Origin of the sequence: Frigoribacterium sp. CFBP 8759, assembly GCF_014841655.1 — a bacterium.
Classification (GTDB): Bacteria; Actinomycetota; Actinomycetes; order Actinomycetales; family Microbacteriaceae; genus Frigoribacterium.
In genome coordinates this window covers 891351-918129 of sequence record NZ_JACYUH010000002.1, presented here as the reverse complement: position 1 = coordinate 918129, position 26779 = coordinate 891351, and the positions used below count along the sequence as shown (strand labels likewise).

At 67.4% G+C, this 26779-nt stretch carries 30 protein-coding genes; 10 read left to right on the top strand and 20 right to left on the bottom strand.

All coding sequences use genetic code 11. The features are described 5' to 3' along the window. Window positions 1–13: 13 nt before the first annotated feature. Both IFT79_RS09640 and IFT79_RS09635 read right to left on the bottom strand, forming a co-directional pair. Window positions 14–721 (bottom strand): class I SAM-dependent methyltransferase, encoded by a 708-nt coding sequence (locus tag IFT79_RS09640; protein WP_192123803.1) that lies wholly within the window; start codon window positions 719–721, stop codon window positions 14–16. Continuing rightward, the gene (locus IFT79_RS09635) at window positions 718–1737 is read right to left on the bottom strand and encodes an NAD(P)/FAD-dependent oxidoreductase (protein WP_192123801.1); all 1020 of its coding nucleotides are present in this window, start codon (window positions 1735–1737) and stop codon (window positions 718–720) included. Before IFT79_RS09635 ends, IFT79_RS09640 begins: the two co-directional genes overlap by 4 nt. Before the next feature lie 80 nt (window positions 1738–1817). On the opposite strand from IFT79_RS09635, the gene IFT79_RS09630 reads away from it, so the two are divergent. Both IFT79_RS09630 and IFT79_RS09625 read left to right on the top strand, forming a co-directional pair. Then, the gene (locus IFT79_RS09630; RefSeq protein ID WP_192123798.1) at window positions 1818–2435 is read left to right on the top strand and encodes a helix-turn-helix domain-containing protein; all 618 of its coding nucleotides are present in this window, start codon (window positions 1818–1820) and stop codon (window positions 2433–2435) included. 76 nt (window positions 2436–2511) lie between these two features. Beyond that, entirely contained in the window at window positions 2512–6027 is a 3516-nt protein-coding gene (locus tag IFT79_RS09625; protein WP_192123796.1) for a TM0106 family RecB-like putative nuclease, read from the top strand. A 19-nt stretch (window positions 6028–6046) separates the two neighbouring features. Here IFT79_RS09625 and map read toward each other — a convergent pair whose 3' ends face one another. Beyond that, window positions 6047–6823 carry a type I methionyl aminopeptidase gene (gene map, locus IFT79_RS09620; RefSeq protein WP_043594844.1) on the bottom strand — a complete coding sequence of 259 codons (777 nt, stop codon included), beginning with the start codon at window positions 6821–6823 and terminating at the stop codon, window positions 6047–6049. Window positions 6824–6903: 80 nt separating this feature from the next. On the opposite strand from map, the gene IFT79_RS09615 reads away from it, so the two are divergent. Beyond that, a complete protein-coding gene (locus tag IFT79_RS09615) occupies window positions 6904–7203 on the top strand; it encodes a helix-turn-helix transcriptional regulator (RefSeq protein ID WP_192123795.1) in 300 nt (99 codons plus the stop codon). A 75-nt stretch (window positions 7204–7278) separates the two neighbouring features. Here IFT79_RS09615 and tmk read toward each other — a convergent pair whose 3' ends face one another. Next, on the bottom strand, window positions 7279–7935 hold the full coding sequence (tmk, locus tag IFT79_RS09610; RefSeq protein ID WP_192123792.1) for a dTMP kinase: 657 nt from the start codon (window positions 7933–7935) through the stop codon (window positions 7279–7281). Between the two features lie 316 nt (window positions 7936–8251). Continuing rightward, window positions 8252–8716, bottom strand: a complete 465-nt coding sequence (locus IFT79_RS09605) for a DIP1984 family protein (protein WP_192123790.1) — start codon at window positions 8714–8716, stop codon at window positions 8252–8254. A 196-nt stretch (window positions 8717–8912) separates the two neighbouring features. On the opposite strand from IFT79_RS09605, the gene IFT79_RS09600 reads away from it, so the two are divergent. Further along, entirely contained in the window at window positions 8913–9482 is a 570-nt protein-coding gene (locus IFT79_RS09600; RefSeq protein ID WP_192123788.1) for a recombinase family protein, read from the top strand. Between the two features lie 36 nt (window positions 9483–9518). On the opposite strand, the gene IFT79_RS09595 is transcribed toward IFT79_RS09600, so the two are convergent. The 7 genes from IFT79_RS09595 to IFT79_RS09565 all read right to left on the bottom strand — a co-directional run bounded on the left by IFT79_RS09595 (window position 9519) and on the right by IFT79_RS09565 (window position 14538). After that, complete coding sequence (locus IFT79_RS09595) at window positions 9519–10163, bottom strand: DUF4145 domain-containing protein (RefSeq protein ID WP_192123786.1); 645 nt, start codon at window positions 10161–10163, stop codon at window positions 9519–9521. Window positions 10164–10760: 597 nt separating this feature from the next. Continuing rightward, window positions 10761–10916, bottom strand: coding sequence for a hypothetical protein (locus IFT79_RS09590; RefSeq protein ID WP_192123784.1), 156 nt, complete (start codon window positions 10914–10916; stop codon window positions 10761–10763). Between the two features lie 86 nt (window positions 10917–11002). Further along, on the bottom strand, window positions 11003–12013 hold the full coding sequence (locus IFT79_RS09585) for an ImmA/IrrE family metallo-endopeptidase (RefSeq protein WP_192123782.1): 1011 nt from the start codon (window positions 12011–12013) through the stop codon (window positions 11003–11005). Continuing rightward, window positions 12010–12582, bottom strand: coding sequence for a hypothetical protein (locus IFT79_RS09580; protein WP_192123779.1), 573 nt, complete (start codon window positions 12580–12582; stop codon window positions 12010–12012). Before IFT79_RS09580 ends, IFT79_RS09585 begins: the two co-directional genes overlap by 4 nt. Beyond that, the gene (locus IFT79_RS09575) at window positions 12579–13124 is read right to left on the bottom strand and encodes a sigma-70 family RNA polymerase sigma factor (RefSeq protein ID WP_192123777.1); all 546 of its coding nucleotides are present in this window, start codon (window positions 13122–13124) and stop codon (window positions 12579–12581) included. Before IFT79_RS09575 ends, IFT79_RS09580 begins: the two co-directional genes overlap by 4 nt. Before the next feature lie 236 nt (window positions 13125–13360). Next, window positions 13361–13903: a hypothetical protein gene (locus IFT79_RS09570; protein ID WP_192123775.1), complete on the bottom strand. Its 543-nt coding sequence runs from the start codon at window positions 13901–13903 to the stop codon at window positions 13361–13363. Beyond that, on the bottom strand, window positions 13900–14538 hold the full coding sequence (locus tag IFT79_RS09565; protein WP_148053727.1) for a hypothetical protein: 639 nt from the start codon (window positions 14536–14538) through the stop codon (window positions 13900–13902). The genes IFT79_RS09570 and IFT79_RS09565 overlap by 4 nt, the downstream gene beginning before the upstream one ends. A gap of 158 nt (window positions 14539–14696) precedes the next feature. Between IFT79_RS09565 and IFT79_RS09560 the strand changes: the two genes are divergently transcribed. Then, window positions 14697–14918 carry a hypothetical protein gene (locus tag IFT79_RS09560; protein WP_192123773.1) on the top strand — a complete coding sequence of 74 codons (222 nt, stop codon included), beginning with the start codon at window positions 14697–14699 and terminating at the stop codon, window positions 14916–14918. Window positions 14919–15428: 510 nt separating this feature from the next. Further along, window positions 15429–15974: a uracil-DNA glycosylase gene (locus IFT79_RS09555; protein ID WP_043594580.1), complete on the top strand. Its 546-nt coding sequence runs from the start codon at window positions 15429–15431 to the stop codon at window positions 15972–15974. Here IFT79_RS09555 and IFT79_RS09550 read toward each other — a convergent pair whose 3' ends face one another. Then, on the bottom strand, window positions 15975–17021 hold the full coding sequence (locus tag IFT79_RS09550) for a LysR substrate-binding domain-containing protein (RefSeq protein WP_192043261.1): 1047 nt from the start codon (window positions 17019–17021) through the stop codon (window positions 15975–15977). Here IFT79_RS09550 and IFT79_RS09545 point away from each other — a divergent pair. Beyond that, complete coding sequence (locus IFT79_RS09545; RefSeq protein ID WP_043594582.1) at window positions 16953–18101, top strand: TDT family transporter; 1149 nt, start codon at window positions 16953–16955, stop codon at window positions 18099–18101. The genes IFT79_RS09550 and IFT79_RS09545 overlap by 69 nt on opposite strands. Window positions 18102–18133: 32 nt before the next feature. On the opposite strand, the gene IFT79_RS09540 is transcribed toward IFT79_RS09545, so the two are convergent. Then, window positions 18134–18577 (bottom strand): hypothetical protein, encoded by a 444-nt coding sequence (locus tag IFT79_RS09540; RefSeq protein ID WP_054145818.1) that lies wholly within the window; start codon window positions 18575–18577, stop codon window positions 18134–18136. A 536-nt stretch (window positions 18578–19113) separates the two neighbouring features. Here IFT79_RS09540 and IFT79_RS09535 point away from each other — a divergent pair. Together IFT79_RS09535 and IFT79_RS09530 are read left to right on the top strand one after the other, a co-directional pair. Beyond that, window positions 19114–20016 (top strand): hypothetical protein, encoded by a 903-nt coding sequence (locus IFT79_RS09535; protein WP_157485576.1) that lies wholly within the window; start codon window positions 19114–19116, stop codon window positions 20014–20016. Between the two features lie 268 nt (window positions 20017–20284). Further along, window positions 20285–21040, top strand: coding sequence for a hypothetical protein (locus tag IFT79_RS09530; protein WP_157485572.1), 756 nt, complete (start codon window positions 20285–20287; stop codon window positions 21038–21040). A 79-nt stretch (window positions 21041–21119) separates the two neighbouring features. Here the strand turns inward: IFT79_RS09530 and lepB are convergent, their stop codons facing one another. Beyond that, window positions 21120–21839, bottom strand: coding sequence for a signal peptidase I (gene lepB, locus IFT79_RS09525; RefSeq protein ID WP_043595612.1), 720 nt, complete (start codon window positions 21837–21839; stop codon window positions 21120–21122). A 982-nt stretch (window positions 21840–22821) separates the two neighbouring features. Beyond that, complete coding sequence (locus tag IFT79_RS09520; protein ID WP_043595611.1) at window positions 22822–23736, bottom strand: SDR family NAD(P)-dependent oxidoreductase; 915 nt, start codon at window positions 23734–23736, stop codon at window positions 22822–22824. A 103-nt stretch (window positions 23737–23839) separates the two neighbouring features. Here IFT79_RS09520 and IFT79_RS16375 point away from each other — a divergent pair, with 103 nt between their 5' ends. Beyond that, window positions 23840–24439: an acyl-CoA-like ligand-binding transcription factor gene (locus IFT79_RS16375; protein ID WP_157485537.1), complete on the top strand. Its 600-nt coding sequence runs from the start codon at window positions 23840–23842 to the stop codon at window positions 24437–24439. Here the strand turns inward: IFT79_RS16375 and IFT79_RS09510 are convergent. From IFT79_RS09510 to IFT79_RS09495, 4 genes are all read right to left on the bottom strand, one after another. After that, window positions 24426–25067 (bottom strand): MFS transporter, encoded by a 642-nt coding sequence (locus IFT79_RS09510; protein WP_255349709.1) that lies wholly within the window; start codon window positions 25065–25067, stop codon window positions 24426–24428. The genes IFT79_RS16375 and IFT79_RS09510 overlap by 14 nt on opposite strands. Window positions 25068–25101: 34 nt before the next feature. Next, window positions 25102–25770: a GAP family protein gene (locus tag IFT79_RS09505; RefSeq protein ID WP_043595608.1), complete on the bottom strand. Its 669-nt coding sequence runs from the start codon at window positions 25768–25770 to the stop codon at window positions 25102–25104. After that, the gene (locus tag IFT79_RS09500; protein ID WP_157485535.1) at window positions 25767–26297 is read right to left on the bottom strand and encodes a TetR/AcrR family transcriptional regulator; all 531 of its coding nucleotides are present in this window, start codon (window positions 26295–26297) and stop codon (window positions 25767–25769) included. The genes IFT79_RS09505 and IFT79_RS09500 overlap by 4 nt, the downstream gene beginning before the upstream one ends. 84 nt (window positions 26298–26381) lie before the next feature. Next, window positions 26382–26735 (bottom strand): winged helix-turn-helix transcriptional regulator, encoded by a 354-nt coding sequence (locus IFT79_RS09495; RefSeq protein ID WP_043595645.1) that lies wholly within the window; start codon window positions 26733–26735, stop codon window positions 26382–26384. Between the last annotated feature and the right edge of the window lie 44 nt (window positions 26736–26779).

Below are 26779 nucleotides of genomic sequence, written 5' to 3'. Positions count from 1 at the left end.
GGCGGCGTCGACCTCAGCCCTCCCGGCGCGTGGCGCGGACGACCACGTCGGCCATGTGCCAGACCTCCCCGTCGGGGCCCGTCATGTCACGCGGGCGCACCTCGGCGACGTCGACCCGCCACGAATCGGGGGAGAGCCTGCCGACCACCTCGCCGACGGTGAAGAGCATGCCCGGGTCGCCGTGCTTCCCGGCGCCGCCCGGCAGGGCGTCGACGTCGTGGCCGACGATCAGCAGGGTGCCGCCCGGTGCCACGCCGTCGGCCAGTGCCGGGAACAGCCGCTCGCGGTCGGTGGGCGGCAGGTGCATGAAGTGCGCCGTGACGAGGTCGAAGGAGGCGCGGGTCGGGCTCCACTCCGTCAGGTCCGCCTGCTGCCAGGTGAGGTGGGCCGGGTCGACGTCCTCCTGCTCGCGGGCGAGCGCGGCCGCCTTGTCGAGGGCGTTCTGCGAGATGTCGACGCCCGTCACCCGCCAGCCCCGCGAGGCGAGCCAGAGGGCGTCGCCGCCCTCGCCGCTGCCGACGTCGAGTGCGCGACCGGCGCCCAGCTGTGCGACCTCGGCGACGAGGGCGGCGTTGGGGCGTCCGCTCCAGGCGCGGCCTGGCTGCCCGTAGCGGTCCTCCCAGTAGTCGCGGTCGAAGACGGGGTGGGCGTGCCCGTTCCCGTGTCGCTCCTGCTCGTGCTCGTGGTGGTGCTGCTGCTGCCCTCGCTCCGCCTCGCTCATGCGTCGATCCTCTCCCCGGTGCGCAGGGCGGCGACGGCCGCCGCGACCTCGTCCGTCACCAGGTCCATGTTGATCGCTGCGCCGGCCATCGTGCCCGCTGCGGCCGCCGCGACGACCTGCGCCATCGGTTCGGTGACGTTGCCCGCGAGCCAGACCCCCGGCACGGCCGATCGGCCGGTGAGCGGCTCGATCGTGGCCAGGTGGGTGCCGACGCCGGCGGGGTGCTCGGTCGCCTCGAGTCCGAGGTCGACGAGGAAGTCCGCCCGCGAGCGCACCCGGGCCATGACGGCCAGGGCGCCGACGTCGACCGTGCGACCGTCGTCGAGCGTCACGCCGGTGAGGACGTCGTCCTCGACCCGCAGGCGCGCGACCGGGCCGTCGACCACCGTGACCCCACGGGCCCGCATTTGCTCGGCCTGCTCGTCGTCGGGCGTGAACGAGTCGTTCGTGAACAGCACGATGTCGCGGCTCCACTGCCCGAAGAGCAGGGCCTGGTGCATCGCGAACGGGCTCGTGGCCAGCACGCCGATCACGCGGTCCTGCACCTCCCAGCCGTGGCAGTACGGGCAGTGCACGGCGTCGCGGCCCCAGCGCTCGGCGAGGCCGTCGACGGCGGGCAGCTCGTCGACGAGCCCGGAGGTGACGAGGAGGCGCCGGGCACGCACCTCGGACGCGTCACCACCCGGGGTGGTGACGGTCACGACGAAGGGGGCGACGGGGTCGTCGTCGCGGCGGACGCCGGTCACGGTGCCCGACGTGATCGCGCCTCCGTACGCCCCGACCTCGGCGCGACCGAGGCGGGTGAGCTCGCGCGGGGCGACGCCGTCGCGGGTGAGGAACGCGTGGACGCCCTCGGCGGGAGCGTTGCGGGGCCGGTCGTCGTCGACGACGAGCACGGTGCGGCGGGCGCGGACGAGCGACAGGGCGCCGCTGAGTCCGGCGGGACCGCCGCCGATCACGACGACGTCGTGGACGACGTCGTGGACGGCGCCGACCGGGTGGGTGTTCTGGTTCATGGTGTGACCTCCTGACCCGATCCTGCGACCTGGGTCAGCGGGCTGGCAAGCTGTGTTGCCGAAGTGGCAAGATGACCGGCATGGACCACCCCACGAACGCCCCCGGTGCCGACGCCCCGAGCACCGACGACGTCCTCGCCGCGGTCGGCCCGCGCCTCCGTGCCCTGCGCGCGCGGCGCGGCGTGACCCTCGCCGATCTGGGGGAGCGGACCGGCATCTCGGTCAGCACCCTGTCCCGGCTCGAGTCCGGGCTTCGACGGCCCACCCTCGAACAGCTGTTGCCGCTCGCCCGCGAGCACGGGGTTCCGCTCGACGACCTCGTCGGCGCGCCCGAGACCGGCGACCCCCGCGTGCACCTCACGCCGCGGCAACAGCACGGCATGACGGTCGTGCCGCTCTCGCGCGGCGGCGGCGCGATCCAGGCCTTCAAGATGGTGATTCCTGCGGACTCGCCTCGAAGCGAACCCGTGCTCCGCACGCACGAGGGCTACGACTGGCTGTACGTGTTGCGTGGACGCATCCGGCTCGTGCTGGGCGACCTCGACCTCGTGCTGCCCGCCGGCGAGGCGGCCGAGTTCGACACGCGCACGCCGCACTGGTTCGGCCGGGCCGACGACCGGGCCGTCGAGGTGCTCAGCCTGTTCGGTCGGCAGGGCGAGCGGCTGCACCTGCGGACCGCGCCCGGCTCGCCCGCGTGAGGCGTCCCGGGGTGTCGGTGGCGCCTCCTAGGCTCGGGGCGGGCGTCCAGGCCGCGTCCCGACAGAAGGAGTCCGCGTGTACCTCGACGACGACCGGGTGGTCACCAGCCCGTCCGACCTGACGACCTGGGCCGCGTGCGAGTGGTCGTTCCTCCGACGGCTCGACGCGAAGCTCGGCCGGGTCGACGCCGTCGCCGACGCGTCCGACGACATGCTCGACCGCACGGCCCGGCTCGGCGACGCGCACGAGCTGCGGTACCTCGAGGCGCTGCGGGCGACCCGTGACGTCGTCGAGTTCGACCGTCCGGCCCCGTCGGGCTACGCGGCGGCCGCCGAGGAGGCGCGGCTCGCCATGGCCTCCGGGGCCGACGTGCTCTTCCAGGCGACGTTCTTCGACGGATCGTTCATCGGCTTCAGCGACTTCGTGGTGCGCACCGACGACGGCACCTACGAGGTCTACGACACCAAGCTCGCCCGCCACGCGAAGATCCCCGCGCTGCTGCAGGTCGCGGCCTACACCGACCAGATCCGGGCGCTCGGACTGCCGTCGGCCGACACCGTGCGCCTCGTGCTCGGCGACGGCAGCGAGAGCGTGCACGACGTCGCCGACGTGCTGCCGGTCTACCGGGTCCAGCGTGACCGGCTGCGGGCCGCCCTCGCCGAGCGGCTCGCCGCCGAGGGGCCGCTCGCCTGGGGTGACCCGGGCGTCACCGCCTGCGGGCGCTGCACGGCTTGCCAGGCCCAGGTCGACGAGCACCGCGACCTCGTGCTCGTCGCCGGCCTGCGCGGCGAGCAACGTCAGCGGCTGCACCTGGCCGGCGTCGCCACGATCGACGAGCTCGCCGAGTCGGACGGGCCCGTCGCCGGCATCGGGGCGACGGCCCTCGCCCGGCTGCGGGGGCAGGCCCGGGTGCAGCTCGCCACCGAGCGCGACCACACCGGCGCGCCCGCGGTCGAGGTCGTCGACGCCGACGCCCTGCGGACGATCCCGCGGCCCGACGCCGGCGACGTCTTCTTCGACTTCGAGGGCGACCCGCTCTACACCGAGGGCGACGGGCGGGCTTGGGGCCTCGACTACCTCTTCGGGCTGGTCGAGGCCGACGGCACCTTCCGGGCCTTCTGGGCTCATGACTTCGCGGGCGAGCGGCAGGCGCTGATCGACTTCCTCGACTACCTCGCCGAGCGCCGCCGGCGATTCCCCGACCTGCACGTGTACCACTACGCCTCGTACGAGCGCAGCCACCTGCTCTCGCTGGCGGCGCGCCACGGCGTCGGCGAGGACGCGGTCGACGACCTGCTCCGCGACGGCGTGCTCGTCGACCTCTACCCGGTCGTGCGGCAGGCGTTGCTCGTCGGGTCGCACAGCTACTCGCTCAAGAAGCTCGAGCCGCTGTACATGGGTGACGACCTCCGGCAGAGCGACGTCAAGACGGCCACCGCCAGCATCACGATGTACGTCGACGCCATCGCCGAACGCACGACCGGCGACGCGTCGCGGGGTGACCAGATGCTCGACGAGGTCCGCGACTACAACGAGTACGACTGCCGGTCGACCCTGCGGCTGCGCGACTGGTTGCTCGAGCTGGCCGACCGGCACGGCACCCGGGGCGACGACCCCGACGGCCCGACCGCGCCCGACCCGCTCGAACTCGCCCGCGTGCCCCGCGAGCCGAACCCGGTCGCCGTCGGCCTCGCGGCGCACGTGGCCGATGTCGACCCGCTCGACCGCACCCCCGACCAGACGGCCATCGCCCTCGCGGCGTCGGCCATCGACTACCACCGCCGCGAGGCCAAGACGTTCTGGCAAGAGCACTTCGACCGCCTCCGCGACCCGGTCGACGACTGGGCCGACACCCGCGACGTGTTCGTGGTCGAGACGGCGTCGGTCGAGCGCGAGTGGCAGAAGCTGCCCCGGGCCCGCAAGCTCAGCCGCGAGGTGCGGCTGCGCGGCCGCCTTGCACCCGGCAGTCGCTTGAGCGAAGGAGGCGCGCCCTACGCCGTCTACGACGCCCCCGTCCCGCCCGGGGTCGCCTCGCTCGGCCCCGGGCTGCGGGGTGCCGTCGGGTCGACGGTGGTCGAGGCCGGCCCGAACGGCGACCGGCACGAGGTCGTGCTGCTCGAGCGCGTCACCGGCGACGACGACCGGCACGACGCGTTCCCGGTCGCGCTGACGCCCGCCGCGCCTCCCCGGGCCACTCCGCAGCCCGAGGCGATCGCCGAATGGGGTGGGCGCGTGCTCGACGCCCTGCCCGAGATGCTGCCCGACCCGGCGTTCGACCTGCTGCGGCGGCAGCCGCCGCGTCGGCGGTCGGGTGGCGGGCCCGCACCCGTGGTCGGGAACGACACCGTCTCGGCCGTCGTCGAGACCCTGCTCGACCTCGACCGCTCGTACCTCGCCGTCCAGGGCCCTCCCGGCACGGGCAAGACCTACGTCGGTTCGCGGGTCGTCGCCCGGCTGGTGCGTGAGCACGGCTGGCGTGTCGGGGTCGTCGGGCAGTCGCACGCCGTGGTCGAGAACGTCCTGCGGGCGGCGATCACGGCCGGGGTCGATCCCGAGCGCGTGGGCAAGGTGCCGAAGTCGGGCACGACCGCCGAGCAGGCCGACGAGCAGCCCTGGCGTGCCCTGAAGTCCGGCGGTGAGGCCGCGTTCCTCGCCGAGGCCGACGGTGGCGCGGGCGGTGCCGGGGTCGACGGCGGCGGGCAGGCCGTGGGGGCCGTGTTCGGGGCCACCGCCTGGGGGTTCGCCAACGCCGACAAGGTGGCCCGCGCCTCCCTCGACCTGCTGGTCGTCGACGAGGCCGGGCAGTTCTCCCTCGCCTCGACCGTGGCGACCTCGGTCGCCGCGACGCGGTTGCTGCTGCTCGGCGACCCGCAGCAATTGCCGCAGGTCAGCCAGGGCAGCCACCCCGAGCCGGTCGACGAGTCGGCCCTCGGCTGGTTGGCCGACGGCCACGACGTGCTGCCGGCCGAGTACGGCTACTTCCTCGCGACCACCTGGCGCATGCATCCGGCGCTGTGCGCCCCGGTCAGCGAGCTGTCCTACGGCGGGGCACTGACCGCCCATGCCTCCGACCGCCGGCTCGAGGGCGTCGCACCCGGCCTGCACGTCGAACCGGTGACGCACGTCGGCAACACGACCTCGTCGGTCGAGGAGGCCCGGGCGGTCGTCGAGATCGTGCGGTCGGTCGTCGGGCTCGACTGGTCGGACGCCGACGGCACCCGGCCCCTGACCGCGGCCGACGTCATCGTCGTCGCGCCGTACAACGCCCACGGCGCCGTGCTGCGCGAACACCTCGACGCGGCCGGCTTCGACGAGACGCCCGTCGGCACGGTCGACCTGTTCCAGGGGCAGGAGGCCGTCGTGGCCGTCGTCTCGCTGGCGGCGTCGAGTGCCGCCGACATCCCGCGCGGGCTGGATTTCCTGCTGATGCCGAACCGGTTGAACGTGGCCTTGTCGCGGGCGAAGTGGGCGGCGTTCCTGGTGCACTCCCCGCTGCTCGCGACGGGCTTGCCCACCTCGATCGCGGGGCTCGGGCTGCTGAGCGGGTTCCTGCGCCTGACCGGGCAGGGCCAGCCGGCCGTCAAGGGCTGAGCCGGTCCGTGCGGTCGGACTAGCGGACGGGGCGCCGCGTCAGCACCTCGGCGCCGTCCTCGGTGATGGCGATCGTGTGCTCGCTGTGGGCCGTCCGGCAGCCCGTCGCGCTGCGCAGCGTCCAGCCGTCGGCGTCCGTGACGAGCTCGTCGGTGTCGGTCATCACCCACGGTTCGAGCGCGAGCAACAACCCGGGCCGCAGGCGGTAGCCCCGCCCCGGGCGCCCGGTGTTCGACACGTGCGGGTCCTGGTGCATGGTCGAGCCGATGCCGTGGCCGCCGAACTCGACGTTGATCGGGTACCCCGCGTCCGACAGCACCGAGCCGATCGCGTGCGACAGGTCGCCGATGCGGGCCCCGGGCCCGGCCGCCGCGATGCCGGCCTCGAGCGCCCGCTCGGTCGTCTCGATCAGACGGACGCTCTCGGCCGGACGCGAGTCGCCCACGACGAAGCTCACGGCCGAGTCGGCCGCCACCCCGTCGAGTACGACGGCGAGGTCGAGCGTCAGCAGGTCGCCGTCGACGAGTCGTCGGTCATGCGGCAGCCCGTGCAGCACCGCGTCGTTCACGGCCGTGCAGACGTAGTGGCCGAAGGGGCCGCGGCCGAATGACGGCGCGTAGTCGACGTAGCACGAGACCGCCCCGGCCTCGTCGATCATCGTCTTGGTCCACGAGTCGACGTCGAGCAGGTTCGTGCCCACCGTCACCCGGTCGCGCAGCGTCTGCAGGATGGTGCCGACGAGTGCGCCGGTCGCCCGGGCCCGTTCGATCTCGGAGGGGTTCAAGATCTCGATCATGGGTGTCCTGCCGTTCGCGTGCCGAAGATCATCCCGGTAAAGGTATCCCACTCGGGCCGCCGTCGCACTACGCTCGGGGCATGGTCCGTCTGCCGCTCACTCCCGCCGAGATCGAACGCGGTCGCCGCCTCGGGGTGCTGCTGAGGCGGGCCCGTGGCTCCCGGCCGATGTTGCAGGTCGCCCTGGACGCCGGGCTGTCGCCCGAGACCCTGCGCAAGATCGAGACCGGTCGCGTGGCGACGCCGGCCTTCTCGACGATCGCCGCGATCGCCACCGTCGTCGAAGTGTCGCTCGACGACATCTGGGTCGAGATCACGCGCGACGGGGCCGGGGGAGCGGCCGACGCACCGTCCGTCGTCGACGCGGCCCGCGCCTCCTGACCCCGTCGTGGTGTCGCTCGTGTGCGGGGGCGAGCATCTCGTCGTGACGGCTCGGTCACCCGAGGAGGCGCGGTGTCAGCCCTGCGGACGCGCCAGCGACCCGAGGTCGAGCCGGGTCGACACCTCGTGCCAGACGGCGTCGGCGAGTTCGTCGGTCGAGCGGTCGGCGTCGACCGTGACGACGACCTCGTCGGCCTGCTCGATGGCCTCGGCGTAGCGTTCGCGGGCTGCCCGGAGTCGCTCGTCGACCTCGAACCGGTCGGTGGTCGTGCGTCCGCTGGCGAGGCGCTCGAGGGCGACCTCGGGCGAGACGTCGAGGTAGATCGTCAGGTCGGGCAGCATCAGGTCGGTGCTGATGGAGTTCGACGAGGCGATCCAGTCGCTGCCCACGTCGGACGCCTGGTAGGCCTGTGACGACAGGTGGTACCGGTCGCAGAGGACGGTCGTGCCCCGCTCGACGATGCCGAGCATGCCGTCGTGGGCGTTGGTGATGTGGTCGAGGCGGTCGGCGACGAAGAGCGACGCGATGACGCGGTCGTCCAGGTCGACCCGGCGGTTGAAGCCGTTGCGGATCAACGTGCCGACGGGGCCGTTCGTCGGCTCGGCCGTCTGGTGCACCGGCACCGCCGCGTCCTGGAGGCGGGCGGCGAGCAGACGCGCCTGCGTCGACTTGCCCGACCCGTCGATGCCCTCGAACACGATGAACGCCCCACGGGCTGCCTGATCCGTCACCCGGCGAGCCTACCGATCGTCGCACCCGCCGAGGCGACGGCCGCGTCGCACGACGAGGTCGTGCTGCGGTTCGGTGCGTCCGCCCGACGGGCGACACCCCAGGAGGCGCGGTGAGGTCCCCGATCCCGCCCTCGACGTCTTCGGTCAGCACACGGTGGTGAACGATGCAGGGTGCGCGGTCACCGGTGATCGGTGCGGGGCTGAGTGGTGACGACGTGAGTCGTGGCGCTGCCCTCCGCGCCTGCAGGGTGACCGGGATGACCGCCGGTCTCGGTTCGTGCTCGCCCCGGTGACGTCTACCGACTCACCGCGCAGCTCAGTTCTGCAGTTCGGCCTCCCAGTTGGTCTTCTGGATTTCGACGTCGAGTTCGCGGAGGTCCTTGGCGACGGCGTCGGCACGGTCCCGCAGCTCGGCGACCGGCAGGGCCGAGAACATACGTAGCTCGCTACGTAGCTGGCGGTAGCCGCCGGAGGCACCGCGGGCCGCGTCGGAGGCGGTCACGAGCAGGGCGTGGGTGGTGCGCAGGGTCTCGCGGCGGGCCAGGGCGGCGGTCATGGTGCTGCCGTCGGCGAGGGTCGTACGAGCGTTGGTGAGGTTGATGCGCACGACGAGCGACTCGAGGACGGCGAGGGTGTCGACCGCCTGGCGCAGCAGCTCGGCGGCGTCCTCGGTGGGCTCTTCGCCCTCCTGGTAGCGGGCGTTCGCGGTGACGCGATCACGCAGCTGGTCGACCCGGCGCTGGGCGTCGGACCGTTGCAGGAGGGCTTCGGCGAGCTTCATGATGAGAAATCCTACGCAGGTCGGGTGCGCGGCGCGTCGTGCGTGTCGCCGGCGCCCGGTCGCCGGTCCTTCACCGGGACACTTTCTCAGGCCAGTTTCGGTCGCGCGAGGTCAAGTGGGGCCTGGCCTGCGGATTCGCGTATGCCTGTCCCGCAAAAATGCCCGGTGACGGGGGTCTAAACGCTACAGTCGTCGGATGTTCATCGGATACGCCCGCGTCTCGACCTCGGGACAAGATCTCGCAGCACAACGTGACGGTCTTGCAGCACTCGGTGTTGACGAGCAACACCTCCATGTTGACCACGGCTTGTCGGGCACGACTCGAGCACGACCCGGCCTCCGAGAAGCTCTTGCCGCATGTCGTGCCGGCGATGTCCTGGTCGTCACCAAGCTCGACCGCCTCGCCCGATCGCTGCGGGACGCGACGGACATCGCGGATGAGTTGACGAAGAAGGGTGTCGCCCTGAACCTCGGGGGAGCGGTCTACGACCCCACCGACCCCGTCGGCCGGCTCCTGTTCAACGTGCTCGGCATGGTGGCCGAGTTTGAGGCAGACCTCATCCGGGCCCGGACCCGGGAGGGCATGGCGATCGCGAAGGCCGCCGGCAAGCTCCGCGGCCGCAAACCGAAGCTGACCCCCTCGCAGGAGAAGCACCTCGTTCAGCTGCACCGCACCGGCGCCCACACGACGAGCGAGATCGCCGAGCTTTTCGGTGTCGCCCGGTCAACGGTCTATCGAGCCATCCAAAGAGGTGAGCAGGCGTAGCCCGCTCACATCTAGTTGCCCCGTCAGCTTGGGACGCTAACCACCTACGCGTTTTGCTCGGATGCGTTCGAGGCGGGCTGGATCCTGGAATACCTCTGTCAGCACCGACCCCATGAGCGCTAGTATCTCCTCCGAGTCGATGGCGTCCGGTGTTACGTCGATGTCGCCGTGCGCCATGTCGTTGCCCGCGAATCGCACTTCGTGTGCCTGCTCTGCGATTGCCGGCCGGATCAGCTGTGCATCGCGCATCGCATTGATCTTGCTTGCCAAAGTTCCGTTCGTGATGCCCCTGGCCTTAGCTGTTGCTTCGATCACCGTCCGGGCCATGAGTGTGGACGCCATGTAGTTGCCAACAGTGGCGCTTGAATACGCCTCTTTGGCTGCTCGTGCAATCGATTCGGGCACGTCAGGGACGTCAGGAGCCTCAGCGCTCAGCGGCAACCAGTCGAAAGGCTCGGCCCGCGCCGCAGCGGCACGCACATGGCCCAGATCGACTGTCTTCGCGGGCCCTCCGTACCCGGTCAGGTCAGTACCCCAGGCCTCACCCACAATGAGGCGATCGCAGTTGTCGCACGTGGTCGCGATACGAATTTTCGTTGCGGAGTCATAGACCAACCCCCACTGAATGGTCGTATGAGTGTGCTTCTCGCAGTACGGACAGAGAGTCGACGTCGAGGCCATATAACTATTCTGCCGACTCTCGGAGCACAGAGACTCATTGGGACTCGGTTATCCCTCGTCGATTCGACCCAGCCACGGGGCGTCATCAGCTCGGACGAACTCCCTCGGAAAGGCCCGCTAAGGGATCGGCCTGCGGGTAGGCGGGGTCCACCTGCAACCACCTTCGAAAATGCCTGCCGTGCTGTCGCTTGAGAGACAAGGCGCCAGACGCGCCGATCTCGAGGTGCTGCGGGGGAGTGGCCGGCCGACGAGGCGTCTCATATCGGTAGCTTTACGAGGCAGACGGTCCCTGTACTGCCTTGGGTCTACCCCTAGGAGCCCCGGCGCCGCGGGACGCCCTAGCGGGTTCTGCCAGGGCGTCCCTTTGCGCCATTTGAGACGAGTCCGCTAGATGCGGATGGTTCTCCCGCAGTGACCACAGCGGATGAGGCCGTGCTGGACCGCGCGGACTCCAACGAAGGTGTGGCGGCAGTACGGGCATGTGAGTGTGGGAATGGAAGGCATTTGATGACTCCTCTTGATCGAACTGTGACGGTGCGGTGGTGTGGCTCGCGTTCCGGCCATCCCTGTGTCTAGGGACAGGGCTAGCGCGATCTGTTACTTCTCGTTGCGGACGCCTTTGTGCTGTTTGTCGCTTCCGTTGAGGATGCGACCCGTCGCAGTGTCCCGCTTGAACCAGGTAGTTCCGGATTTGAACTCGCTGCGGCCCTTGACGGCGCCGACGCGGTGACCGCGTCCCGTGTTCTTCGCCATGCTGTTCTCTCTTTTCTGAACGCGGGTCCCACCGGTTGTGGGCCCTTACTCAGTAGTCGAGGTAAGACGCGCCTATATAAGCGGGCTCACGCACACCATTCGCAGAGGCCATTCTGAAGCAGGTGAGCCCCGACCAGAGTGTGGCATTGCGAGCACTCGCGCTCGGTGCCAGGAAGACCGGTGCACCCGCAGCCGCCGCAGACTGGGCAGAACTGCCGACCGCACGTCGGGCAGGGGAACCCACGGATGGTGCGCAGCTGCCCGCAGCAGAAGATCTCGGCGACGGGACGGCGGTCCCATGCGCGGTCGTCCGGGGTATACAGGCTGTCTATGCCCCATATGTCGACAGCAGACATCAGGGCAACGACCCGGCCGGCGGTTGCGACGGCGTCGATGTAGAAGTCTTCACGACGTCCCCATTGGGAGCGCCAAAACGACTTCCGGGTGAAGGTGTCGCCCGGTCTGACGTTCAGTAGTGAGTGTCCGGCGGGGACGACGTCGCCGCGCCATGGATGCACCACTGGCCACCTCAGGTCTGGATCGGGGTGCACGGTTGCGGCCGTCACCTCCCGAGTGGCGGTGTCAATGATGATAGTTGCGCCCATGTGAGGCAATCGGGCAGTCACGGCTATTGCTGAAGCTGGCACGCTCGCAGCCGATCCTTCGGACAGGTCGAGAATGTCCTGCGCACGGACAGGGCGACCGACGACACTGTTCACCAGGTCCGGGGGTAGAAGAAGTCTTTGCGCGATTGCGTCGCAGATACTTTCAAGAACTATCTCTGCTCGGTCCTGGTTGCCGAGCCAGTCCATGAGCGCGTCATCGCGCTCGACCAGCCAATGGCCTAACTCGTGCGCGAGAGTGAAGTTCTGTCTCTTGCTCCACTGGGATGGTGCGTAAAAAACTACTCCGTCGTCGAGGTAGGACACCCCGTCGCAGGCACCGCCGTCGAAACGACCGGATTGCAGGTGTGGGGCTTCTGTAACCGTCAATCCAAGGTCTTCGCGAAGTGAGGCTAGAGGATCGAGGGCGAAGTGCTCTCGGGTTTCTGTGCTCAGTCGCCGCACCGCACCGTCGGCCCAACCATCGAGCTTCATTGGGGCTGCCGTTTTTCCAGTTCGTCTACGAGTGCCTCCATCGTTTTAAGGGTGCGAGCCGGATCAGGAATTTCGCCGCGGTGCACAGCTGTGGCCATGCGGGACGTCAGTGCCACTTCGGCGGCGCGCAAGGTCGTATCGAAAAGTTGCGCCCATCGGCGCACGAGGCCCGCAAACTGCTCCGTCGACTGGACCGCAGACATGCGGGCGTCTTCTGGAACGGGCATGGTTATCGCCTCGACCGGTTGATTCAGGACCACGGCTAGTGCCGTGACTCGCGCGGGGACAATATCGGCGCTGCCGCGCAATTCCCATTGGAGAACCTCAGACGTCCTTGTATCCCACCCGAGCTCGGTCAGCCGTTGGGCAACATCGGACACCGACAGCCCTGAGCGCGCACGAGCGGACTTGATCGCAGTGCGGTTGAGGACTATGTCGGCATCGGGGACAAGGCCGAGCAGACGAGCGGTCGGATCGTCCTCTAGAGGCAGCGGTTCGAGTGCCGCAGCAGCGAGAAAGGCATCAACCGACACCCCCTGATGTCCCGGACCGCCCTTGTCAAACGTCATTTTGCGTCTCCCAGTGAGTCTTGAATAATTGTGCGCGCATCTGCCAGCAGCTGGCTTACTCGCGCTTGTGTGAGGCCCAGTTGATCGGCGACGACTTTCTGCGGCTTTTGGTTCCAGAGGCATTCGTACGCGACGGTCCGTAGCGTGGTGTCCAACTCATTCAGCGCATCCGTTGCTCGAGCCATGCTGTCAATGACATCGATTTGGTCATCGACATCACCAAGCAGGTCCCGGTCGTCGGGTGTCATCTCCTGGTCGACGAAGGCTGCGCTTCCATGTCGCACTCGCGCGGAGCGAATGAGGTCGATGGCTCGCCGCTTTACAATTCGGACCAAGTAGGCCTCCCAGTTCTGGACTCCCACAGGCAGCTTTTCGAGCACCTCCGCGACGGCAGTGTTGACAAGGTCGTCAGCGTCAGCTTGGAGCCCCGCGTCGAAGAGGCTGGCAAAGGCCACACGCCGTAAGGCGTCTCGATGGTCCCGGTAGGCGACTGCAATCTCTGCTCGAACCCCATCGTCAGAATTGCTTCCGGCTTCATCCACAACTTTGTCCTCTCACATCCCACACCCAGTAGTCGGATGGCGGCCGTGACGTATAAGCGCGATCCGACTTTGCGATTGCTTTTCCAAACACACCTTTTGCAGAGACATCTAGCCCCCACCGAATGTCTGGAAACTACTGTGCCCGACGTACGTCACTTGCAACGCATCAGTTCGAGCGGGTGTCCCGATAGACGATCGTGTGTCGGCAAGCTTTGGCTGCAGCTCGGGGGAAACCGTTAGAAGCTCCGTGCGGTTTCGAGTGCGGTTCGGATGTTCCGAATGCGTCGTAGCTGCAGTCGGCCCTGCAAAGGCGAGAAAACGCCGAACACGGTGAAGAATGCGAGCTGGACCCACGAGCGCCATTCCAGCGGATCTTTGACGAGCAGGATGATCGTCACAACGGCCAAGGCAGGAAACATGATCAGGCCCGCCACAGTGATGGCTTTCCAGAATTGCCGGGATCGTTCGAGAGCGGGCAGCCACTCTTTCAGGTTCGCCGTGGCGGGTAGACGGCCTGTAAGAACGGCTCGATTGATGCGCTGGGTTACAGAGACTTCGTTGCGGCTGTGGGCGCGTTTGGTCCACGCTGCAAAGATCGCGAAGCCGATCCCAAATAGCAGCCCGAGGCCGAGCCCCACGAAGGTTGCGAGCAAGAGAGAGCCGCCGCCGAACAGGACACAGCCAAAGATGACGATGCCCATGCCGAGACCGGTGATGGCACCGAAAACGGCGGAGGGAACACGCGCAAGGGGTGCAGGAAATTCCTCGGGCGCGCTCACGCCGCAGATCCTTGGAAGCGGTCGATGAAGATGCCCATGCGTCGATAGAGGATGACCAGCTGGATCGCCACCACAACGAAGAGCACGCTGACGCCGAGTTCGAGGATTGTCAGGAACAGCACGTTCGCTCCGATCGCGGTGGAGACTGCGAACAGCAGCAGCGCCGCATAGATAGGTGCAACACCGAGAACTGCGCGCCGGCTTTGGTTCGCAGCCGCGACCAACACGAGTAGACGGTCGCGGTTTGGGGCGTCTTTTCCCGTGATCTGCCGGCGCACTGACTTCCTCTCGGCCCGGTCGAGGGGACTCGCGACAGCGCGCCATCGGGTCACGTAGTGACCGGAACGCTTGGCCCAAATGAAGCCGCCTATTCCGATCATGAGACCGAGCACGAGAAAAACGAGCTGTGCGATGAACCGGGCCGTACGGGGGCCCTCGTCGGCGGGGGCGTTTCCCCCGCCGGGAAGGAAGACCAAGGTGAGGACAACGCCGACAAGCCAGGAGGCCGTGATGAGCACTGCGACTTGGGCGATGACACGATTGCGACGTCTGGGGAGGCCCTCGTCGGTCTCGCCGCGGGCTAGGTCTTCGGCGGCTGCCCATCGGGCAGCGCTATCTAGGGAAGGGTTGGTCAAGGAGAACTCCGTCGTTCGGGTTGACAGATGCTCGGAGCCTAACGGGCTATTTACCACTGGGTCACCTGCGACTTTGGCGTCCCGTTAGGGGATCGCAGACCGGGCGAGCTTTAATCGCAAGTGTTGGGCACCATATCGAGCACCGGCATACTTCAGAGATGAGTCCCCGCCGTGAACCGAGCTTGACCCGCACGCAGCTGCGCATGGGTCTCATCGGAGTTGGGGCCGGCGTACTCCTGATTGTCGGAGGCTCCATCCTTGGCGCGACGACGGACCTAAACGGTTTCGTCGGCATCTTGATGGGCTTGGTCCTGATCATTCTTTACGGCGGTCAAGCCTTGTGGGCTTTCCTCAAGCGCCGCCGGGGAGAAAAATCCTGACGGTCCAGAGTGGCTTCAGTCGCGTCGTTGTCGAATGACCCAGCTCGCCGCCCGATAGCCGATCCTTGGCCGGTGCGATGTGCCTCCTCATCCCGGAAGGTGGGTGCTAGTACAGTCCGATTCGTGAACGAGGGAAACTGAATGTCGAGGGCTCCCCAGACGACGCCTTATGAACAGGCCGTAGCCGCTATCTGTTTCGGTGTTTTCTTCATCGGCGTTGGGACCCTCATGGCTCTCACGAGCCCAGACCTGGGTGAGTCAATCGGTCGTGCCGGCCTCCCGGCCTGGGTCATCGTCGGACTTCTGTGGATCTGCGGTGCCGGTGCCATCGTGGCGGGACTTGTGAAACTTATTCGAGGCGCCCGGCCTTAGTGCCCGCCGCCCGATAGGGGATCCCCCACTGGATCACTTGCTGTGGGGCGAGCGCACTCGGAGAGGACGCCGTCGTGGTCGTTCCGTGTCGTCGGTGAGCGTGGGCGGAAACGGTCCCTAACGTCGTAGCGTCTAGGGATGCAGCAGCCCAGGGGCCTCGATCAGCTCGTATCGGAATGGCGGAGCTCCGGACCAGGACGTGCGCGCTTCGTGCCGGGCTTCGACCCATCAGGTGGAGGAGCAGCGGCGACAGTTCTCGTGCTGATGGAATCACCCGGTCCTGCCACGATCAAGCAGGGCGAGGACGCGATCAGCAGTGAGGACAACCCGGGGCCGACGGCGTCTGCGTTCAGGCGAGCACGGATCGAGTCGGGTCTGGGCAGGAACGTCTACCTGCGATGGAACATCGTCCCGTGGGCCCTTGGTCGGGCGCCGACCGTCACCGATCTCGACGAGGCACGCCCTGCCCTGGCTCAGCTGCTCGTTTCTCTGCCGCAGCTGCGGGCGATCGTGACCTTCGGCACTCCGGCCCTGACGGGCGTGATGAGGTACTTCACCCTGGAACCGCGTGCGAGGGTCGTGCCCGTGCTCGCGGCACCCCATCTGTCGCCGGCGAACGCCACCCGCGCCGGCGAGAAGCACCTGCGGGCCGTCACGGCCCTACGGCACGCTTCGCTTCTCTGATCATCTCGGCGAGGAGTCGGGGCTGTGCTGCGACGCGGCGATCACGGCCAGGAGATCCTGCGCCCCGGCGCTCAGACCGGCCGACCACACGGCGCGGAACGGGCGCCTCAGGTCGACGGCTGCCGGGACGGTGACGAGGCGCCCGGCACGGAGGTCGTCCTCGACCAGCAACGAGCTGATGACTCCCGGACCCACACCGCCGGCGATGGCCGCCCGGATGGCGCCCGTCGACGACAACTGCGCAGCGGGTTCTGCCATCAGGGCAGGGTCGATCCCCAGGGCGAGCTCGAGGGTCCGGCGGGTGCCCGAGCCCGACTCCCGAGACACGAGCGGTGTGGATGCGAGATCCGCTGCCGTCACGGGTTCGGACTTCGATGCCCATGCGTGCCTCGGCGAGACGACGACGAGCAGTTCGTCGACACCCAGGACGGTCGTGGCGAGCCCGTCGGCCTCATCAGGGGTCTCCGTGAACCCGAGGTGCGCGCGCCCCGAACGGACCTCGTCGACGACCCAGTCGCTGTTGCCCGATTCCAGGCGTACCCGGACACGATCCGCTGCCGCTGTCATCCAGCGTGGCATCAGCGCCTCTGACACCGTCTGACTCGCCGCGACGAGGAGAGCGTCGGAGGCGCCGGTCATCAGGGTGTGCAGCGATCGTTCGAAGGTGGTCGCCGCCTCGAGCAGGGGTCGGCCCCACTCGCACACCAGGAGTCCGTGCTCGGTCAGCGCCGAGCCCGCCCGAGAGCGGACGAGCAACGTACGACCCAGCCGCCGCTCGGCGCCCGTGATGCGAGACGACGCCGCCTGCTGGCTGATGCCCACCGATGTCGCGGCCCGGCCCAGACTGCCCGATCTCGAGATCGCCTCCAGCAGTCGGAGCGTCTCGAGATCAACAGGGAGTCCGGTCACAAGGATCGATTGTGACACCACAAGCATCCGCCCGTATCGGCAGCCGGACGCACGTACGAAGATCGAGGCATGCCTGCCGCGATCACACCGACTGTCGCCCCTCCCCGCACGCACGGTCTGTTCCGCCAGCTCGAGCACCGCGGGCAGATCGTGTCGAACCTGACCCCGAACTGGTTCGCGTCGATCATGGGGACCGGCATCGTCGCCAACGCCGCGGCGACCCTGCCGTTGCAGTTCCCGGGGCTGCGCCCTGCCGCGACCATCGTCTGGGCACTGGCCAGCGTGTTGTTGGTCGCTCTCAGCACGGCGACCGTCATGCACTGGGTGCGTTACCGAGCCACCGCGCGGGGGCATCGACTCAATCCGGTGATGGCGCACTTCTACGGGGCACCGCCCATGGCGCTGCTGACCGTCGGCGCGGGCACCCTGCTCTTGGGCAGAGACGTCCTCGGTACGCCCCTGGCGGTCGGCATCGACTGGGTGTTGTGGACCATCGGTACGGTGCTCGGCCTCGTCAGCGCGATCGCGGTCCCGTACCTGACGTTCACCCGGCACGACACGGCCCCCGACAGTGCGTTCGGCGGCTGGCTCATGCCCGTGGTTCCCCCGATGGTGTCTGCCTCGACCGGTGCGCTGCTGCTGCCCTTCCTGCCCGCGGGGCAGGCCAGGCAGAACATGCTCTGGGGGTGCTACGCGATGTTCGGGTTGTCGTTGCTGGCGTCGATCGTGATCATCACGCTGATCTGGTCACGCCTGGCCCAGCACAAGATCGGCCCGGCCGGCATGGTCCCGACCCTCTGGATCGTCCTCGGCCCCCTGGGGCAGTCGATCACCGCGGCCAACCTGCTCGGTGGCAACGCCCACCTCGCCGTCGACCAGGGAACCTCGCACGCCCTGTTCGTCTTCGGGCTCGTCTACGGTGTGCCCACTCTGGGATTCGCCCTGATGTGGGCGGCACTGGCATCGGCCATCACCCGCCGCACCATCCGCCAGGGGCTCCCGTTCTCACTCACCTGGTGGTCGTTCACCTTCCCCGTCGGCACCTGCGTGACAGGCCTGAACGGTCTGGCCCTGCACACGGGACTCGTCGCGCTGCAGGTACTGGCGGTCGTGTTCTACATCGGGCTCGTCGGGGCCTGGGTCACGGTCGCCGTGCGCACCTTCCACGGAAGCGTCATACGCGGAACGCTCCTCGCGCCTCCCCGTCCCCTGCCCTGACCGCGGACGATGAGGGTGCGTGGGGGAGTGGCTCAGATCGAACAGGCGTCGTTCCAGTCACGGCGATAGGCCTCGGGGTCACTGACGTCGACGATGGCCGAGGCGGCGCCCTTGGGCTCGTCACGCGACCGGTAGCTCTCGAACGCCACCGCACTGCGGTCGTTGCTCGCCGGATCACGCACCCCGGAGGCTTCGACCCACAGAGTCCAGTTCCACCGCGTCCGGACGCCAGGCTGCAACGCGCCTTCGCCGACGACCAACAGCACGTCCGTGCCGGCGGGTGAAGACTCGAAGTCTGCGCCCGTGAATGATCGGACCGACGACGTGAGGCCTCTCGCGCTGATCTCCCGAGCTAACTGACTGCCCATGTCCGAGAGATGCTCGCCAGCATCGCCATCCACAGCCACGATGCCTCCACCGGACGGAAGCTGACTCAGCATCTCGGAAACCAAGTCATGGATGACGGTGTTGCTCATGATGCTTTCTCCTGCTCACTCGTTCGTCGAAACGGAAAAGGGAGTCGGCGGCCGCCGACTGATGCGGCTGCACGAAGCGGTCGCGAACCTGATGCAACCACGAGCATGCGCCGACGTTCAGCCCTGTAGAAGCGCGTGCTTGGAGCGCCCGATAGGGGATCGGCTAGCGGACCGCCTCGTCGCCTGGAGAGCCCAAGGTCGTAGCGGTGTTCGTGGTCGCGTCACCTGTCCTCCCTCGATCTGCACGGGCCTGCCGACGCTCTCTCGCCTCAGCATCCTGGCGCTTCTGGGTAGGACTCGTTCTGGCAGTCCCGAGGATGGCCATCCCGAGCAGGGCCAGCACGATGATGAGGGCCACTGGGGCGATGACGATCGAGAGCACAGCGCCTCCGAGAAGTAGGGATGTCTGAAGTTAGCGAACTTCGACAGCGTGGTCGAGGCCGAAGGGCGGGGCCCGATAGGCGATCGCCTGCCGGCCTACTCGATGGCTTGACGGTGGTCCCATCTCGCGAGCGTGTGTGCTGGATGATGGACGCATGACGGTCCCCGAGGAATCGCCCCCGCTGCGGAGATCGAAATTCCGTAGCAGGGACGAGATGGCGGCGGCTGCCGAACGGAGCGTCCTCTCGGAGCACCCGGATCTGTCCCAGCGTGTTGTTGGAGTCATCGACGAGTACGGGACCACGACGTCGAGGATCATTGAGCAGCGGCTCCAACCAGGGGATGCGGACAAAGTCAGAGACGTTCGCTCGGTCCGCTGGCTGAATGTGCGAGGTATTCCCGGTGCCGTCTCTCTCCTCGCAACGTTCTTGGTCTTCGAAAACCTGAGTGGTGGCAGGTATCAGCCGCGGGCTGTCCCGTTCTCGAACATTACGGCCCCCATCCCGCATCCTCTCGACATCTGGGCCGCTGCGTGGGCTGGGGTGGCGCTGCTCGGCGCTTTCATCGGGGTCATGGCGGCAGATCGGTCGCGGCCGCCATACCTGCTCGGAGGGGCGGCGGCGCTGTCGATGCCGTCTGCGGTCATCGGTGTGTTCGATGAAGGCACGGCAGTCAACGAGCACATCGCGCCGTGGCTCGGCACGTGGTCGTTGATGCTCCTCGTGCTTGCGGGATCGGCATTGGCAATGTGGTCACGGGGTCACCGGCGCCGCCTCGCGGTATCGGGGGGAGCGACGGCCCGGGTTGCCGCCGCGCGGGCGGGCGTAGAGGTCGAGCATGAACGTGCTCTTTACCGCCTCGCGGAACTGATGCCACCTCGCTCGCCAGAGGGGCGTCAGCTGCTCGCGGACCGTGACCGGGCTGTGGTCGCATCCCATCGAGCGGCCGGCGCTTCTGCATGGGACTGGAGAAGGTCCGAAGGGCCGGTACCCGTCGGCGGCTTTATGTTGGCAGCAGAACACTCGGTCAGGTGCGCCGAGCTCGGACCGGCAGGATGAAGGTGTCCCGATAGACGATCGTCGACCGGCCACATTGTTGCGAGCACGGCTACGCCGCCATGCCAGTGACGGCGTGCCGGCGGCTCTTAGTGTGCTCTGCTGCAATGCTCGAGCCGTGCGGAGCGTCGGTCGTGAAGAAGCCCTGGAGATGCTGAGCGGTTTTGCGCCTGGCCGGAACGTGGGCGACCGCTCCGATGACCTTTTGGTTGCATTTTCTCGGCAGGACCTAGCAGCGTGCGCAGCATGCTTGCGGGACACAGTCGAAGCAATGGACGACTGGGAGTTCGCATCGGTCATGCCGCTCGAAGTCCTTGAGGCCGAGGCGGCCGCTAATGACATGGAGGCTCTGGCCGAGCAAGGTTCGCCTCGGGATACTTCTCCACTGTGGCGTCTGGATCTGGTTCGAGCTCGCCATCTCGACTGGTCTGCTGTCGTCGCCGCGGCTGACGAGGAACCGGGGCATGAGGAGTCTTGGTTCCGGGTGACCGTTCGCGAATGCCGATGGCTTTCTGCTGCCGTTCACAACGCGACGCGTCGGGACCCTGCGCTCATGTCCTCCTGGGTCGCCCCGCACGTGGCCGATCTTGCAGTGAGGGAGGCACTGGATCGAGCCATGACGGACATCGAGAGCCATGCCGCGCAGATGTCGTACCGAAGCACACCTGCCCGTGGCGTCAGCGTCGAGGCGTCGCTCGAGATCTCGACGGGGCATGCGGCCTGGCAAGCAGAACGTCGGTTGGGAAAACTTTTCCCGCAGCCGGACCGAGATCTGCTGCCGACAGAGGCCTCAAGAGGCCGTACCCGCGGTCTGCCGTGGAGATGGTCGAGGCGTCGCCCGCGGGAACGAGGTGGTGATCCAATTAAGGTCTCATGGTCCGTGGCGGATCTCGGTGCGGGGTCGCTCGTGCGCCTTAATCTTCGTTGCACTGATCAGGATTACCTGGCTTGGAAGCCCATCTCACAGGTCTTCGCACGGTGTGAGGACCTGCAGGTGGCGGCTCGAACGACACTCCGGCAACCGTGAATTTCCGCCTGTCCCGATAGGGGATCCCTGGCCGCACCCTCTTTGTGCGCTTCCGTAGAACGTGCGTCGTCGCAATCCTTCAGTTGGTTATGGAGCGGGGATCGGTGCCGGCGAAGACGGTGGGGTAATTGTCGAGCCAGGTCCAGCGGCTCGAGGGCCAGCTGATGACGGCTGCTCGCCCAGCGACGTCGCTCAGGGGAACGAAGCCTTCCCCGGGTTTGTCACGGTTGTAGCGGGAATCTCTCGAGTTGTACCTGTTGTCGCCCATGACCCAGAGGGAGCCATCGGGGACCGTGACGGTGAAGTCATCACGGGAAGCGCGGGTTTCGTCGGGGAGAACGGTGATGTATGGCTCATCGAGGGGGACGCCGTTGACGCTCATGTGCCCGAAATCGTCGCAACAGGTCACGGTGTCTCCGGGCAGGCCAATGACGCGCTTGATGAGATATCCGGTGCCGTCATGGGGTGCCAACCCGATGGTGGAGAGCACTTTGTCAACTGGTCCCGTGGCAGGGGTTGCGGCTTCGAGAGGGCTGAGCCAGCCGCCGGGGTCTGCGAAGACGACGACGTCTCCGCGGTGCAGGGGCACAAGTCCTGGAACGAGTTCGTTGACAATCACGCGGTCGTTAATTTCGAGGGTGTGCTCCATCGACCCCGAGGGGATGTAGAAGGAGCGCACGAGGTAGGTCTTGACCAGGAAAGAGAGGACGAGGGCTGCGAGGAAGATGACGAGCACGTCACGCAGGAACCGCCAGATTGATCGCGGGCGTCGGCCGGCAGTGTTGAGGGCCGTTGGCATGGAGACAAGGTACTGGGCGGAGCCCCCTCATTCGGTGCCCGATAGGCGATCGCCAACTTGTCTCGATGTGGCGGCACCGCAGGCCGCACGGCTGTAAGTCGTAGGCGCGCTACCGTGACCCCATGGCACGTCCATCTCGCCCCACTCGGTGGGCGTTAGTTCTCAGTGGCCTGACCGTCGCAGCACTCGTCGTCTGCGCTATCGCAACCGTCAGGGCCGGGTGGTTCACACCGGTCTTTCCCTGGCCAGTGCCTGAGGGGACGGAGATCGTCCAGACGAAGCAGCAGTTCGAGTCGGCGCTCAATGCGCAGCGTGTGGGACGGGTAGCCGCGGTTGCAGCGGTCGTCTCGGCTCTTGGCGTGGCTGTCGTTACGTTCGTTCGTCGAAAAGCCCGGCGCGCCCGATAGCTGATCGTCTGGCGGGCCCAGGGGGCCTCACCCAGAAGCTAAGAGAGGATGTTCCGAACAGACGCCAGGCTTTGTCCGCTCGCAATCGCGATGGCTCCTTCCGAGACTCCCGCGTTTGCCGCCTCGCGGATCAGGGCGACCCAGCTCGGCGGAAGCTCGCCGCCGGATTCTTCCTGCGGCGTAAATCCTCTGTTGCTGAGGCCAGTCATGCCAAGGCGTCGTCGGCAGCGATATTTACAGCAGGAGCAGTGCCCTCGCCTCCAAAGGTGAAGGACCAGTCGGGTGACGCGGGTAGGTCGTGTGCGTCGATGGTTCGCTCCAATGCCAGAAATTGCGAGACGACTTCCAACCTCGAGTGTGTCAGGCGCGTGTCCCGAGAGGGGATCGCGCACTGAGACGGGGGGTCAGTGAGTAGTGGTGTCGGTCTCGGGAGAGCGGGCTAATCGCCCTATAGGCGGTTAGCTATCGGGCGGCGGTGGTCGATCGTCCACCTGGCTGTGTGCCAGGTGGAGTTCTGCAGGAACGAATGCCTATGGTCGTTGGATAGAGGGCGTCTCTTTTCCGGGGTTGAGTCGTTATGCGGGAAAGGTAACGCCGGTGAGTTCCTCGGACACGGACCACAGGTGGCGCTGTGTCGTCAGGTCGTATGAGGCGGCGCTGGATGTAACCAACTGCGGGTGTCCTCGGGTCTCGCGTATGCGGTCGGGGCCGTAGTACTGGCCGCCGAGCACGCTTGGATCAGTTGCGGCACGCAGTGTGGGGAGTGCGCCTCCAGCAGCGCTTTGGGCAAGCAAAGGCTTGACGGCGGCTGACGCGATCCGCGCGAGAGCAGGCAAGTTCTGGGTCAACTCGGTGGAAGCGTTGCCTGGGTGCGCGGCGACGGCCATAGTGCTGCCGTACGCCGTGAGGCGGCGCTGCAGCTCGTAGGTGAACATCAAGTTGGCCAGCTTGGCCTGGCCATAGGCGGCAACCCGGTCGTAGCTGCGGTCCCACTGCAGGTCGTCGAAGTAGATAGCCGCGCGAATGCGGTGACCGTAGCTGCTCACCGTCACGACTCGAGAGCCCGGCACAGGCAGGAGGTGATCGAGCAGCAGCCCGGTCAGCGCGAAGTGACCGAGGTGGTTCACGCCGAACTGCAGGTCGAAACCGTCGGCTGTCTTCTGCTGAGGCGTGTACATCACGCCGGCGTTGTTGATCAGCAGGTCAATCCGCGGGTGCGCCGACCTGAGATCTGTGGCCGCTGCGCGCACGGATTCCAGTGAACCCAGGTCCAGGTTCTGCACGGAGACTTTGGCATTGGGCACATGGGAGGCGATTCTCGACGCGGCCTCCTTGCCCTTGGTGGTGTCGCGGACAGCGAGCACCACGGCCGCGCCATGATCCGCGAGGGCGAGGGCGGTCTCAAAGCCGAGTCCACTACTGCCTCCGGTGATCACAGCGACGCGCCCGTCCTGGCGTGGGATGTCGTTCAAAGTCCATGGCGTGGTCATGTGGCAGCTCCAATGTTTCGTGGTCAACGTCTGGCAAATGCCACTGTAGGGCACATGTGCCACTGAGTGCCACCTATGCCCGTTGCCTTGTAAGCTGGCACATGTGAGCGAGTCCACTCCTATCCCGGTGCGTGAAAGAGCTCGACGAGCCATGCAAACCGAGTTGGCGATGCTGGCCCAGGATCTGTTCGCGGTTAGGGGATACGAGCAGACAACAATCGATGACCTGGTCTCGGCTGCCGGCATCTCCAGGCGAACGTTCTTTCGCTACTTCACCTCGAAAGAGGACGTCATGCTGGGCAAGTACGACGCGTGGTCGCAGATGCTCGCCCAGGCACTCGGTGCACGGCCCGTCGACGAGCCGGTGTGGGAATCGCTACGGCGGGCATTCGACGTCGTCGTCGAGCACTTCGAGGACGAGACACTCGCTGAACGCGCCCTCGCGATCGAAAAGATCATCCATGACAACCCGGCTCTGAGTGCGGGCGAGCTCGAGCGTATCTCGCGGGTCCAGGGCGATCTCGCCGAAATCGTACGGATGCGCCTGGGCCGTTTAGCGGTCACCGACCCGCGCCCGACGGTGATCGCCGGCGCGGCCCTGACCTGCGTGATCGCCGCGAAGGATGTATGGATCACCACGGACCGTGGCCGATCCTTTGGAAGGCTGCTCGACGAGGCCATGGGCGCAATTAAACCCGTCTGATCTCACCCATACGGGGCAGGACTAGTGAGTTCCCAGCGAGCTGGCTCTCGCGATGAGGGCCGAGATTCGCCGTACCCACGCAATCAAGCGCCACACCAAAACCCTGTCCCGCCCACTCGACTGCGAGCCGAGCGTGTTGGTTTGCCGGTTGCGAGGAACGCCCTTGAATGCCAATTGTCTGCGCGAGGGTTCCACCGATCAGAGGCCCTGCGATGGTGCCGGCCATGATGGCGGAGGAGAGGGTGCCCAGCGCCCAAGCGGAGCGGCCTTTAGGGGTCTGAGCGGCGACGAGGATGGTTGGTCCGGAGGCGTAGCCGCCGAGGAGGCCGACCAGCAGCCGCAGCAGTACGAGTTGAGTGACGTCTTGGGCGACCCCGATGAGCGACATCGCGATCGCCATGACGAGGCTCGCGCGGATCAGCATCGGTTTCCGGCCGAAGTGGTCCCCGAGATAACCCCACAGCGGTGCTGTCAAGGCCGCGGTCAGAAACGTCGCGGCGTAGGCGATGCCGGACCAGAGAGTTACCGCGGCCGGATCCCCAACGCCAAGGTCTCGGACGTAGAGAGGAAGGATCGGCAGAATCAGGGTCATGCCAATGATCGTCGTGAACGAGCCAAGCGCGCACACGAGGAGATTCCGCCGGACCACTTCTCGACGTCGGTCAGCGCAGGAGCCAGAACGGCAGCGACGCGACCAATGCGCCGAGCAGGATCAACACGACCGCGACGAAGGGGGACGCCTTCACCTCGCCGGTACCGAATCGGGCGGTGACACGCATGAGCAGCGCGCGCGTCCGACGGCGCGCGAGGCTTCCCACCAAGAGCAATACGAGGCACGGGACGCAGTAGACCACCGCGTACCCGGCGAGGACGAGCAGGCCCTCCGCTGGCGTGACCTGCGCGTCTAGGAGGCGCTCGATCGCAATGAAGTACGGGAACGCATTCGGTAGGTCGGCCCCGGTTAGCAGCGCCCCGAACGGGAGCGCAGTCCAGGGTGTGAACCACGATGGCAACCCGATCGGCTTCCTGGGTCGCGTGTGGAAGCGTCGTATCCCGGAGCGGACCAGGACGACGCCCGCGGCGGCGAAGGCGACGTAGCGGATACCCTGCACAATCCCGTCGACGGCACCAGCTGCCGCGCCCGCGCCGAGGAAGAGCGCGGCGCCGACCGCGAACACGGTGAGTGCCGCCCCAAGCACCGTGACGAGTGCCATCAGCGCGGGACGCCGCGGGGCGGCGAGAAGGATCAAGGTCACCGCGACGATCGTGGCCGGGTTCAGCGAGTCAAGCGCAGCGAGGCCCGCGATCGCCAGCAGCAGCTGCGCGGTCACCGCCCGCCCCTCCCACCCGCGGGCAAGAGAGAACCGAGGAGAGCGTCGAGCTCCGCGGCCGTGGGTGCCGGCTCGATGCCGGCGATGACGTTGGCGAACAAGCCGTCGCCGACAAGCCGGATCACCCGTGCGCGGCCGGCGTCACCCACCTCGTCGCGGATCATCGCCTCCCATCGGGCTATGGCCTCCTGGGATGCAGTCGCCACCGCATCACCCGGCGCCTCGACCGCCCGGTGCGCAATGGCCATCGCTCGGAAGACCGCGACGTCCTCCCCCGTGGGGACCGACATGCGCAACCAGGTCTCCGCCGCACTCCCTTCGCCCGCCGCTGCGGTCATGGCCGTGTCGACCTCCTCGAGCGCTGCCATCGCCAGCCCCTGCACCAGCGCCGCACGCGTCGGGAAGTGGTGCACCAACCCGCCCTTGGATACGCCCGCCGCGGCGGCGGTCTCGTTTAACGACGGAATGACCCCGCGTGCGAGCGCGAGCTCGCGGGCGGCGGCAAGGACGAGTGCGCGGCGATCCATGACCACACCATAACAGGCAAACCGACCGGCCGGTCGGTTTGTGAACAGACAGAACGCGGCAGAAGCGTCTCGATAGCCGATCCTCTACCGAGGAACCACCTCGATCTCTGCGTCGGGTGTCGGCGGGACGGACAGCGCCCAGGCGTTCATCGACTCAAGCACGGGCCGGAGCCCCTGCCCCGTCGGGGTGAGCTCGTAGACGACGCGCGGCGGGATCTCGGAGTACGCCGTCCTGGTGACGAGGCCCGACGTCTCGAACTTCCGGAGGCGGTTGGTGAGGGTGTGCGCACTGATGCCGGGCAGCGCCTCCTTTAGCTCGGTGAAACGAGCCGGGCCCTCGAGGAGCTCTCGCACGATGAGCGTTGCCCAGGGGCCGTCGAGCAGTGTCAGGAACTTCGCGATGCCGCACTCGGGCCAGATCTCCCCACAGAAAGCCATGAACATGGACAGTACGCCATTGGTGCAGTTGACGTAACTGGTGC